The following is an 11,875-nucleotide window of genomic DNA, read 5'->3' as shown; positions in this document are numbered from 1 at the left end:
TATATTACTTCCTTACACTATAGCTTTTATAGTCAGAATTTATTTCTATTATAATAATTAAAATCTATAATAAGTCTTTTTATTCTTTTTATATAAACACATTACTTATTAAACTTTAATATTACCTTAAATAAATCTCCATCAATTTCAACTTTTAAGCTTCCACCTTGTAATTCTGCAAAACTTTTTGCTATAGCCAGCCCAAGACCTGATCCTTCAGTATTCCTTGACTTATCTCCTCTAGCAAATCTTTCTACTATCTCTTCTTCAGTAAAATCTATTTCGGTTGCAGACATATTCTTTAAAGTTACGTATACACCATTTTCATCATCCAAGATATCTATAAATACCCTTGAATTAGGCATAGAATATTTAACTATATTTATAAGTAAGTTTTCAAAGATTCTATAAGTTTTTTGACTATCTAAAGGTACTATAACTTTATGTTCTGGTAAATTCCACTTAAATTTTAGTGAAGATTCCTCAATCTTATCACTAAGTTCTAAATGAGTTTGTTTCATTAAAGATACAATATCAACATTAACTATATCTAATTTAATATTTTTACTTGTAGCTTTACTTATTTCAAATAAATCTTCTATTAAATTTTTAAGCCTTTGTGATTTTCTTTCCAATGTGCTTAAATATTTTTTCCTATCTTCCTTACTTATATTTTCATCCTTTAATAAATCAATATAAGTAATTATTAATGTTAATGGAGTTTTTAAATCATGAGAAACATTTGATATAAGCTCAGTCTTCATCCTTTGACTTTTCACTTCTTCTTCAACTGCATTTTTAAATCCTTTTTGAATCTTCTCAAGTTCATCCTTTAATGGTTCAAATACTCCTAAATTTTCATCTATAGTAACATCTAAATTACCTTCTGCTATTTTATTAGTAGCTCCAAGTAAAATTTGATATTTACCTTTTATATCTTCAAAGTATTTTTTTAATACAAAGAATAAAACTATTGAATATATTAATGCTGTTCCTATTCCAAAGAACCAGATTGCGCACATAAAAGAAAGAATAAGAAAGTTCACAGCAACTACTTTTAATATAACTTTATTAGATTTATTATTTAAATCTACATTAGCCAATTCATTATAAATTTTTCTAAATATTTTTAATATAATCCTTATTAATTTACCCACTAATGTATTTTCTTTAATATACTTAATAAGTCCTTTTGTAAATATGAGTTTTAATACAAGCGTAGCTACAAATACTGTAAGCAATAAAACAAACCAAAATATAACATTTCCTACATCTAATAATGGATTAACGAAGCTTGTAGAGAATCCAACATTCATGAATGCATTTATTAACCACTCATTATTCAAGGTAGAATAAACTAAATCAGGGGACATAGCTACACATGCTATTACCATACCTACTATAATAAATACTATTTCAAATGGTAAGTTCACTATTTTATTTATTAATTTAATACCAGTAAGGTTTTTCAAAAACGAAAACAATCCAATTATAGATGCAATCCCAAATGAAATTAATGCAATTGTTACCATTATATTTTCATATACATACTTGTCAGAACTGTTATTATAACTTACTATTTGATCTTGAAATCTTAAATTTTTAGGTATCCCATAAACTACTGATACATCTTTTAATCCATTTAATTCTAAATTGCTCGGTATATTAAATATATTATTTTTATCAAGATTTATAAATGTATTTTCTGTAGATTCCTTTATTCCTTTTGACTTAATAATATTCACATTCCCAAACTCATCAAAGGCCGCTACCATATAAAAGTCATAGTAGTTCTCTATCTCTTCTTTATTCTTAGCTTCAATATTGTCTGATAAAAGCAATCCTAGTTTATTATTTGTATTTGATACTACTTTATCAGAGTTTTTTTTAGCCATATAGTATTCTAGATTTTTATAATTTTCTTCAAATCTATAAGACCATCTATTTACTTCATAATTAATATTTTGCCTAACATTATTATATTGACTAGTATTTTGTTCATTTTTTATCCCCTTAAGAAATACTTCGTCTGCTGATACTTCCTTACCACTTTCAGCTTCTACTAAATCCGTATATAAAGCATAAGAACCTTCATATAGGTTTCTTTGGAAAAAATACTCATCATATAATACAACACTTTCTGATCTGTTTGCTATATCCCTAACCTTAGGATAATTACCTACTATAGTAATAGATATAACTAATAATAAAGTTAAAACTACAGCAAGATTAATATATCCTTTTTTATTGTTTTTCAATTTTATATCCAACTCCCCACACCACCTTTAAGTATTTAGGATTTTTAGGATTGATTTCGATTTTTTCTCTTATATTTCTAACATGAACCATAATCGTATCAGTATTTATTGCTTGCTCATTCCAAACTCTTTCATAAATTTCTTCTGATGAAAAAACTCTTCCTGGGTTTTGCATTAATAATTGTAAGATTTTAAACTCAATTGGAGTAAGCTTAACTAAATTACCATCTACCGTTAGCTCTACTGTATCTATATTAAGTTCAAGGCCACCTATAATATAGCTATTTGTTTTTTCAATTCCTGAAGAAGCTAACTTAAGATATTTAGAATATCTTCTTAGCTGAGAATTGATTCTGGCTAATAATTCTAAAGGCGTGAAAGGTTTTGTTATGTAATCATCAGCTCCAATATTAAGTCCCATTATCTTATCAACTTCTTCTGATTTTGCAGATAACATAATAACAGGAAAGTCATATTTTTTCCTAAGCTTCATAGTCATAGTTATTCCGTTCATTTTAGGCATCATAATATCTACAATAGCTAAATGTATTTCTTCATTATTTATAATTTCTAATCCCTCTAAGCCATTGTATCCCTTAAATACCTTATACCCTTGACTCTTCAAATAAATTTCTAGAGCGTCTGCTATTTCTTTTTCATCTTCAACAATTAATACATTATATCCCATAGGTCCTTCTCCTTACTTTCTTAATAACACTTTACTATTATACGATAAAAGCGAAATCTTTTCCTTACAAACTAACTATATCTTTTATTCCTAAAGAATAACCTCAAATAATTCTAAAGAATTTCTAAAAAAGTCCTTGTTTATTTTTCAGTTTAATGTTATTATAATCTAGCAGTTGGTACGAAAGTGCTAATAACAAGAGGAGCTTGGTTTGTCCTTCGCCGGATACCAAGCTCCTCATTTATTTATTTATTTATTTATTTATTTATTTATTTATTTATTTATTGTTTGCTTGTTTTCTTTATTTATTAATTTAGTTAGCTTCTCTTCTATTTTACTACTCTTAACAATTATAAAATAAGATACTATTATAATTACTCCCCATCCCCATAAAGGCATTTCTAAACTTGCAGATCCTAAAGCTGATGCAAGTAATATCTCCCAAGGTCTAGTAAGCATCAGTATAACAAAATATTTTTTAAAACTCATATTACTAATACCAACTATAAAATTAATAATATCATCTGGGAAAAAAGGAAGTAATAACATTAGAAAAATTACGCTTTCTCCTTTAGGTGAGTTAATTAAATTCTCATACTTCTCTATAAGTTTCTTATTTACAAACCTTTCAACGAACATTCTTCCATATATCCTTGATAATGAAAAAATAATTGCTGATCCAATTATTATGGCTAAAGTTGTGATAATAAATGATTCCCACATTCCAAGTACTATGGCACCTGCTACAGCACTAAAATTACTTGGTATTGGAGCAACTATTATAGAAATTAACTGTATTATAAAAAATACAATATAAGCTTTACTTCCAAGTCCTTCAATATATCCTTTAAATTCCTCTATTGATGACATATATCCTAAAATTCCACTATACTTTAAATAAATCATTATACCGCTAACTCCAACTATAGCTAAAATTAAGTACATCCACTTTTTTATTGATACTTTTCCATTCATAATTATGCTCCCCCTAAATGTTGCAGAAATCTATCTAATTTCAAATAAATACTTTTGATGATATTAGTATAAATTCCAAATCTTAATATATTTCATTACTTTATCTAAAGTTTTTCTAAATCAATTCTTATTTTTTTATTAGTAATAGTAAGATTTTTAAATTTCCAAATATAATAACAAGGTATGTAAATCATCTCCATAGTTGTATAAATGTAAAAGTTTGCGCCAAAATCTTTTAAATAAATAATATCTTTATAAATAAAAAAGAAAGTTTTGCAAAGCAAAACTTTCTTTTTTTATTTAACTACTTCATTTTTAATTTTTCATTGTACAATAGACCTATTATAAACTAATTGTCTTCTTTTCTTGGTTTATTTTTCCCTAATTTTCTAGACTCCTTTGAATATCCTACTTCATCAGCTGTCTCAACTTGCATCTTTTTAACTTCCGCCTTAGTTTTTTGACCTGATTTTTTATTCTGCTTTGAATTTTTATTATTTTTATGAGCCATTACACAACACCTCCAAATATAGTCTTAATATATAAGGTGCTTTTTATTCTAGGAAAAAAGTTGCTTTAAAATAATTATTTATTATATATATGTTTCAATAAATAATCTACATATTAAGTAATTACTTTATCTTTAGTGAAAAATAGTTTTGAAAGTAAATTACATCAACTGAAAGCATATATTTTTTTAATTATATATAAGTTGTTTGTGTAATTGCCTAACTAAAATATTTTGAGTATAAAATATAATTAAATAAAATGTAAAAACTTTATTACAACTTATATATTGCTTCTAGTCTAATTCTTATTTCTTTAATAAAATCAGCAGAATTAGTTACTGTAATATTTTCTATGTTTGATAATAATGCTAAATCCTTAGTCATAAACCCTTCGTTAATAGTTTGAAGTGAAGCCTTTTCTAAGTTATCAGCAAACTCTACTAAATCATTATTATTATCTAATTCTCCCCTTTTTCTTAATGCACCAGACCATGCAAAAATAGTTGCTATTGAATTAGTTGAAGTTTCTTTACCTTCTAAGTGATTATAGTAATGTCTTTGAACTGTTCCATGAGCTGCTTCATATTCAAAGTATCCATCAGGTGATACTAAGACTGAAGTCATCATAGCAAGTGATCCAAAGGCAGTTGCAACCATATCACTCATTACATCTCCATCATAGTTCTTACAAGCCCAAATATATCCACCATTTGACTTTATTACTCTAGCTATAGCATCATCTATTAAAGTATAGAAATATTCTATATTTAACTCTTCAAATTTAGTTTTATACTCATTATCATATATTTCCTGGAAAATATCCTTAAAGGTATGATCATATTTTTTAGAAATAGTGTCCTTAGTTGCAAACCATAAGTCTTGTTTTGTATCTACTGCAAAGTTAAAGCAGCTTCTTGCAAAGCTTTCAATGGATTTATTTAAGTTATGCATTCCAAGAAGTACTCCATCCCCTTTAAAATCATGGATAAGCTCTCTTTGTTCTTCTCCGTTTTCATTCGTAAATACTAATTCAGCCTTACCTTTACCTTCAATTTTCATTTCAACATCTCTATAAACATCTCCATAGGCATGTCTAGCAATAGTTATTGGCTTTTCCCAAGTTCTAACATAAGGCTTAATAGAATCAATAATAATAGGTGCTCTAAATACAGTACCATCTAAAAGTGCTCTAATAGTTCCATTAGGGCTCTTCCACATTTCTTTTAAGTTATATTCCTTAACTCTTGCAGCATTAGGTGTAATAGTAGCACACTTAACACCAACTCCATATTTCTTTATTGCTTCTGCTGCTAAAACAGTAACATTATCATTAGTTTCATTTCTATATTCTAAACCTAAGTCATAATATTCTGTTTTTAAATCAATAAAAGGGTTTAACAATTCATCCTTAATCATAGCCCAAAGAATCCTTGTCATTTCATCTCCGTCCATTTCTACTAATGGCGTATTCATCATTATTTTTTTCATTCTTAGCCCCCCAATATATAAATTTTTACAAACTAATTATAACTTATAAATTAAGGTTTTACAAATATAGATGATTATAACAAGGAAATATTTGTCTATAAAATACTATTTTTTATTATAGTAATATGGAAATTAATATAATTGCAAAAATTATTTGACAAATACCAACTAATCCTCCATATAGCATGCCTTTAGGTCCTTCCTTAACTAAATCTTTAAATTTTACCCTCATTCCTATTCCAGCTAAAGCAATAATTTCAAAGTTTCCACTTATCCACTTAAATATTTTTGATACTACATCAGGTATTAGACCTAATGTATAAAAAATACATACTACAAAGAATCCATAAATAAACCAAGGAATATTTATCTTCTTTAACTTACTAGCAAGTCTGCCTTTTTCTTTATTTTTTACATTTTCTTCAACTTTACTTTCAGTTTTAGACTCTTCACTATTATTTATCTTTTCAAAAACTATAACAACTACTACAATCATTATTATTCTTAAAATTTTAAATACTGTTGCTAAATTAACTACATCTTCTGATATGAATTTAGCAGAGCCTATTACTTGCCCAACAGACTGAAGGATCCCACCAATCATTGCTGAAGAGTGTAAAACATCATTATTATATAGTGCCATTGTAATAAAAGGAAGCAATATCATTAGGATAGTTCCAGTAACATTAACTATAGTAATAGACATTACCTTATCATCATCTTCTGCTTTTATTACTGGAGAAGTTGCCCCTACTGCTGAAGATCCACAAACTGAGTTTCCTGCAGCCATAAGAAGAGAAAACTTCCTATTAAACTTCAGAGTTTTACCTATGTAAAAAGTTGCAATTATAGTTAATGTCATTTGAAGAATAATAAATAATAACCCATTAACTCCAAGTCCTAAAATTTGGCCAATATTTAAATTAGCTCCCATTAATACTATGGAGTAATTTAATAAATCTTTTTCTGCAAATTTAGTTCCACCATCATAACTTTTATCCTTGAAAACTGTATTTCCAAGAATTATTCCAATAAATATGGCAAAGGTTGCTGCTCCAACTTTTTCAAATATTCCACCTAAATACTTAGATATAATACCAATAATCAAACAAACAAATAGTCCCTTACAAATGCTTTTTAACTCTTTCAATGTCCCACCTCAATATCTATAATTTTGTCTAAACTTATTATAGATATTATGCCCTAAAAAGCAAAATACTATTATTTTATAATTATAATAACTAAATACCTATATAGGGGTGTTTTTAGAATACTCTATAAACTTTTTCATATTGTTTGAAATAAACTTATCTTTATGTAAAATTAAATATAACTCTCTCTCTATTCTTCCTTCTTTCACTCTAAAGCTAAATAGCTTACCAAGTTTAATTCTATCTTCCACAACCCTATAGGATAGACAACCTATTCCTAAGTTTGCCTCCACTGTTTTCTTAATAGCTTCTGTACTTCCAAGCTCTAAAAACTTATTAAATTTTATCTTATTTTTTCTTAAGAAAATTTCAGCATGGTCCCTAGTCCCGCTTCCTTCTTCCCTCATAATAAACTTCTCATTTTCTAAAAACTTTCCATCAATTAAATCATAGTTTTTTAAATTATTTGAATCTCCACATATAAATATTAATTCATCTTTCCATGCTGTTTCCTTAATTATTTCATCAGAAGTTATTTCACCTTCTACAAAAGCAAAGTCTACCTTATTTTCAAGTATTAATCTTTCTATAGTCTTAGTATTTTCAATAATTAATGAGATTTCCACACCCTTAAAATTTGCTGAGAATTCCTTTATTATTTCAGGTAAAATATATATACCAATAGTTGTGCTAGCCCCTATTACTATTTTCCCCTCTTCATTTACTGAACAATCCTTAATAGTTTTTACTCCTTCATCATATAGATTTAATATTCTCCTTGCATAATTAAGAAATATTTCTCCTTCATGAGTTAGGAATAACCTTTTTCCTATTCTATCAAATAATTTTACATTTAAATCCTGCTCAAGTTCGTTAATACTTTGACTTATAGAAGGTTGGCTTATATACATATCTTTAGCAACCTTTGTCATATTTAAATGAATGGCAGTCTCATAAAATATTTTTAATTTTCTAAAATTCACTTTTATCTCCCCCTATAAAAAACTCAGCCTAAGCTTAAAAAATTTTTAGCCTAAGCTGAGTCTCTATATCAAATCTAATTATTAACATCCTCATAATCAACATCAATTACTTCCATATTAGTATCATCAATACTACTTACTATATCATTATCTGATTTTTTATATTCTCTAGTATAACTATTAGTTGAATTACTATTATCTTTTCTAAAATAGTTTCTTACCTTAAAAAAGATATATAATACTATTATTATTGGAAGTAAAAATAATAATAAATTAAAAGCTAAATATGCAACTGTTCCTATTAAAATTATTCCACATATAATATACAACCAAGTTCTTATTTTTCCACTCATATTTATACCTCTTTGTCTTAATAATATTATTGTTCTCCGTCTTGAAGTTATTATACCATAAGTAAAATCCATTTTCAATAAGAGATATTAATTATTTCTTTAAAAGGTTTATTATACTACTTGATTTCCTTTATTATATTTTTAATGTATAAAACTCATTATAAGCCAGTCTATAACTCCTCCATATAAAATAATTATGAAGCTATCTACTATTACAACAATTCTATAGGAAAATACACTATATTTTTTTTGCCACTGCTCTTTAAACTGCAATTCTTTTTCTTTTCTTTTCTTTAGTATTAAAAGGGCGCCTAAAACTATCCCTAATGATCCAATTATAAGTATTGCACTTCTTACAACTTCTAAGGATTGTCTCCAATCAAATTTCGATACTAGTAATGAAATTATTCCAACTATAACTATAATTCCAAAAGAAATACAACTGCCAACAAATATGCATTTAATAAAATCTTTAATAACTCTAATTAATTTTTCCACTTGTTTATCTCCTAAAATCTAATTAATATAAATGACAAGCTACATAGTGTCCTTTTTCTATTTCCTTAAATTCTGGTTCTTCAGTTTTACATATTTGCATACACTTACTGCATCTACCTTGGAATTTACATCCCTTAGGAGTATTTATTGGACTAGGTACATCTCCTTCTAACATAATCCTACTTCTATTCTCTTCTATATCAGGATCTGCTATAGGAATAGCTGACATTAATGCTTCTGTGTATGGATGTTTAGGATTATTAAATAATACTTCTGATTCTGCTAATTCAACCATACTACCTAAATACATAACTGCTACTCTATCTGAAATATGTTTAACCATAGATAAGTCATGAGCAATAAAAAGGTAAGTCAACCCTAATTCATTTTGCAATTTAATTAATAAGTTAGCAATTTGCGCTTGAATTGATACATCTAGTGCTGATATAGGTTCATCACATAATATAAACTTTGGCTCTACAGCTAAGGCTCTAGCTATACCTATTCTCTGCCTTTGTCCACCTGAAAACTCATGAACAAATCTATTTGCATGTTCTTTGTTTAATCCTACATGCTCAAGCAACTCATAAACCCTTTTATCTTTATCTGCTTTTGATTTAGCTAACCCATGAATATCTATTCCTTCTGATATAATATCAGCAACAGTCATTCTTGGATTTAATGATGCATATGGATCTTGGAATATTATTTGGACTTCCTTATTAAACTGCTTTTTTTCTTTTCCCTTTAATCCATCAATTGGCTTTCCATTATATAAGATTTCCCCATCTGTCTTATCATATAAACCAATAACAGTTCTTCCACAAGTAGTCTTACCACATCCTGATTCTCCAACTAAACCTAAAGTCTCTCCCTCTTTAATGGCAAAGGAAACATCATCTACTGCTTTTAGAATATCTTTATTTCCAATTTTGAAATATTTTTTTAAATTTTTTACTTCTAAAATTACATTATCTCCATTAGCCATTTTTTCTTTCCTCCATAATTTCTTCTAATATCTCCTCAGGTAGCTCTTCACTATATAACCAGCATTTCGCTTTATGTATATCCCCAAATGAATACTCCTTTGGCTCCTCCTCTAAACAAATATTCATGCAATACTTACAACGCGCTGCAAATGCACAGCCTTTTGGTGGTGCAATTAAGTCAGGAGGTGTCCCCTTTATTGTATCTAGTAATTGTTTCCCTTTCCAACCTAGTTTAGGAACTGAGTTCAAAAGTGCCCAAGTATATGGATGTTTAGGATTATAGAATATTTCTCTCTTTTCACCACTTTCTATAATCTGTCCAGCATACATTACTGCAATTTTATCTGCCATTCCAGCAACTACTCCAAAATCATGAGTAATTAATATTACTGCTGTATTTAATCTATCTTTTAGCTCATTAATTAATTCAAGGATTTGTGCTTGAATTGTAACATCAAGGGCAGTTGTAGGTTCATCTGCTATCAAAATTTTCGGTTCACAAGCAACAGCAATAGCTATCATAACCCTTTGTCTCATTCCACCTGAAAATTGATGTGGATATTGATCTATTCTTTCTTTTGCATTTGGAATTCCTACAGATTCAAGTATTCTTATTGCTTCTTCTCGTGCAGTTTTTTTATCCATGCTTCTATGAGCTACTAAATTTTCTATTATTTGATTACCAACCTTCATAGTTGGATTAAGAGATGTAAGTGCATCTTGGAATATCATTGCACATTCTCCACCTCTAAATTCTCTAATTCTTTTCTTATCATAACATAATATATCTTCACCATTATAAAGTATCTTACTACCATCTTTAATTTCACCTTGCGGTCCTAATATTAAAGACATAATCGCTCTAGCAGTTACACTTTTCCCACAGCCTGATTCTCCTACTATAGCTAGTACCTCTCCTCTTGCAACATCGAAAGATACTCCTCTAACAGATTGAACTTCTCCTGCATAAGTATGATAAGATACTTTTAAATCTTTAACATCTAGAATCGATTCACTTTTATTAATTAACTTTTCCATACCTTATATACCTCCTATTGCCTTAATTTTGGATCTAAAGCATCTCTTAAACCATCACCTAAAACATTAAATGAAAGAATTAATAAACATAAAATTACTGTAGGGAATAATAATTGATAAGGATAAAAGGCCATAGCTTGTTGTCCTGCTGATAATAATGAACCTAAGCTAAAGGCTGGTATATCTAATCCAAGTCCTAAGAATGAAAGTATTGTCTCTGAAACAATTACACTTGGAATTGTTGATGCAACATCTAATATTATGAGTCCAATTGTATTTGGTAATAAGTGTTTTAATATTATTCTAAGTGGAGATGCCCCTAAAGCTTCAGCCGCTAAAACATACTCACTTTCCCTTAATTGAAGAATTTGCCCTCTTATCATTCTAGCAGTGCTTGTCCATGCAGTTAAACACAAAGCTAACATTAATTGGAAGTATCCATTTCCTAAAACAACTAGGATTAATAATGTGATTATTAAATAGGGGATACTATTTAATACCTCAACGATTCTCATCATTACTTCATCTACTACTCCACCCATATATGCTGCTATACCACCATATAAACATCCAATTACTATATCTATTATAGTTGCAATAATAGCTACGCTTATAGAGATTCTTGTTCCTATCCAAACCCTTGTAAACAAATCTCTTCCCATAGCATCTGTTCCCCACCAAAATTCACCGCTTGGGGATAAGTTTTTCTTTTGAGTTACAACTGTTTGGTAATCTAAATTTCTAACAATTGGAGCAAATATAGCTAATAAAATAATTGCTATTAATACAAATAAGGCTCCCATTGCAACAGGATTCTTCTTAAGTCTTCTCCAAGCATCCTGCCAATAACTAATATTAGGTCTTACAACTAAGTCACTATCTAATGTAGAAGAATCTACAAACTCAAATCTTTTATCTTTTAAAGTCTTCATAAAGCCTCACCTC

General features: G+C 28.1%; 12 protein-coding genes. All 12 read right to left on the bottom strand.

The window, feature by feature from the left end:
- Positions 1-101 precede the first annotated feature (101 nt).
- A complete protein-coding gene (locus E5347_RS02035) occupies positions 102-2,270 on the bottom strand; it encodes a sensor histidine kinase (RefSeq protein ID WP_136004093.1) in 2,169 nt (722 codons plus the stop codon).
- Positions 2,245-2,946 carry a response regulator transcription factor gene (locus tag E5347_RS02030; RefSeq protein ID WP_136004091.1) on the bottom strand — a complete coding sequence of 234 codons (702 nt, stop codon included), beginning with the start codon at positions 2,944-2,946 and terminating at the stop codon, positions 2,245-2,247. Before E5347_RS02030 ends, E5347_RS02035 begins: the two co-directional genes overlap by 26 nt.
- Positions 2,947-3,219: 273 nt before the next feature.
- On the bottom strand, positions 3,220-3,921 hold the full coding sequence (locus tag E5347_RS02025; protein WP_136004089.1) for a TVP38/TMEM64 family protein: 702 nt from the start codon (positions 3,919-3,921) through the stop codon (positions 3,220-3,222).
- A 349-nt stretch (positions 3,922-4,270) separates the two neighbouring features.
- A complete protein-coding gene (locus E5347_RS02020) occupies positions 4,271-4,432 on the bottom strand; it encodes a small, acid-soluble spore protein, alpha/beta type (protein WP_136004087.1) in 162 nt (53 codons plus the stop codon).
- Positions 4,433-4,703: 271 nt separating this feature from the next.
- Positions 4,704-5,918: an NADP-dependent isocitrate dehydrogenase gene (locus tag E5347_RS02015; protein ID WP_136004085.1), complete on the bottom strand. Its 1,215-nt coding sequence runs from the start codon at positions 5,916-5,918 to the stop codon at positions 4,704-4,706.
- Positions 5,919-6,033: 115 nt separating this feature from the next.
- Entirely contained in the window at positions 6,034-7,068 is a 1,035-nt protein-coding gene (locus tag E5347_RS02010) for a YeiH family protein (protein WP_136004083.1), read from the bottom strand.
- Between the two features lie 99 nt (positions 7,069-7,167).
- Positions 7,168-8,052, bottom strand: coding sequence for a LysR substrate-binding domain-containing protein (locus E5347_RS02005; protein WP_136004081.1), 885 nt, complete (start codon positions 8,050-8,052; stop codon positions 7,168-7,170).
- A gap of 74 nt (positions 8,053-8,126) precedes the next feature.
- On the bottom strand, positions 8,127-8,405 hold the full coding sequence (locus E5347_RS02000) for a hypothetical protein (RefSeq protein ID WP_136004079.1): 279 nt from the start codon (positions 8,403-8,405) through the stop codon (positions 8,127-8,129).
- A gap of 141 nt (positions 8,406-8,546) precedes the next feature.
- The gene (locus E5347_RS01995) at positions 8,547-8,903 is read right to left on the bottom strand and encodes a hypothetical protein (protein WP_136004077.1); all 357 of its coding nucleotides are present in this window, start codon (positions 8,901-8,903) and stop codon (positions 8,547-8,549) included.
- A gap of 22 nt (positions 8,904-8,925) precedes the next feature.
- Entirely contained in the window at positions 8,926-9,891 is a 966-nt protein-coding gene (locus E5347_RS01990) for an ABC transporter ATP-binding protein (protein ID WP_136004075.1), read from the bottom strand.
- On the bottom strand, positions 9,884-10,930 hold the full coding sequence (locus E5347_RS01985) for an ABC transporter ATP-binding protein (RefSeq protein ID WP_136004073.1): 1,047 nt from the start codon (positions 10,928-10,930) through the stop codon (positions 9,884-9,886). Before E5347_RS01985 ends, E5347_RS01990 begins: the two co-directional genes overlap by 8 nt.
- A gap of 14 nt (positions 10,931-10,944) precedes the next feature.
- On the bottom strand, positions 10,945-11,862 hold the full coding sequence (locus E5347_RS01980; protein ID WP_136004071.1) for an ABC transporter permease: 918 nt from the start codon (positions 11,860-11,862) through the stop codon (positions 10,945-10,947).
- Positions 11,863-11,875 lie beyond the last annotated feature (13 nt).

Origin of the sequence: Clostridium sartagoforme (assembly GCF_004794105.1) — a bacterium.
Lineage (GTDB): Bacteria > Bacillota > Clostridia > Clostridiales > Clostridiaceae > Clostridium > Clostridium sartagoforme_B.
This window is presented reverse-complemented; position numbering and strand designations above follow the sequence as displayed.

Excerpts from the sequence above, each read along its gene's own strand:
- E5347_RS02030 (WP_136004091.1), bottom strand. The coding sequence starts at position 2,946 with ATGGGATATAATGTATTAATTGTTGAAGATGAAAAAGAAATAGCAGAC.
- E5347_RS02000 (WP_136004079.1), bottom strand. The coding sequence starts at position 8,405 with ATGAGTGGAAAAATAAGAACTTGGTTGTATATTATATGTGGAATAATT.
- E5347_RS02025 (WP_136004089.1), bottom strand. The coding sequence starts at position 3,921 with ATGAATGGAAAAGTATCAATAAAAAAGTGGATGTACTTAATTTTAGCT.
- E5347_RS01990 (WP_136004075.1), bottom strand. The coding sequence starts at position 9,891 with ATGGCTAATGGAGATAATGTAATTTTAGAAGTAAAAAATTTAAAAAAA.
- E5347_RS02015 (WP_136004085.1), bottom strand. The coding sequence starts at position 5,918 with ATGAAAAAAATAATGATGAATACGCCATTAGTAGAAATGGACGGAGAT.
- E5347_RS01985 (WP_136004073.1), bottom strand. The coding sequence starts at position 10,930 with ATGGAAAAGTTAATTAATAAAAGTGAATCGATTCTAGATGTTAAAGAT.
- E5347_RS02020 (WP_136004087.1), bottom strand. The coding sequence starts at position 4,432 with ATGGCTCATAAAAATAATAAAAATTCAAAGCAGAATAAAAAATCAGGT.
- E5347_RS01980 (WP_136004071.1), bottom strand. The coding sequence starts at position 11,862 with ATGAAGACTTTAAAAGATAAAAGATTTGAGTTTGTAGATTCTTCTACA.